The following is a 279-nucleotide window of genomic DNA, read 5'->3' as shown; positions in this document are numbered from 1 at the left end:
AAGCGTCACCTCCTCCGGTTCGCCGTCGCTGTGTCCGACCTCCCGACACCGGATGCACTCGCAGGTCCAGCCGTGCTCGTCCATGCGCTGGCGGGCGAGCTGGCGGAGGTTCGACTTCCAGACGCCACCCTCGATGAAATCGGCGGGGATGTCGCGCTGGACGCGCTGGAGGCGGGTGTACCGCGGGATCATCGACTTGATCTCGGCGACGAGTTCCGCGGCCTCCTCGTTTTCGAGGGGCTCGAACTCCCCCTCGTGCCACCAGTCGTAGACCGCCGT

General features: G+C 67.4%; 1 protein-coding gene. It reads right to left on the bottom strand.

The window, feature by feature from the left end; translation table 11 throughout:
* Nucleotides 1-279: hypothetical protein (locus tag AC1RQI_RS17160; RefSeq protein ID WP_481905823.1), on the bottom strand; the 279-nt coding region annotated here is incomplete at both ends.

This window comes from Salicola sp. AFF1, assembly GCF_056783195.1.
Note: the sequence above shows the minus strand (reverse complement) of the source record. Positions and strands in the feature narration are given on the sequence as shown.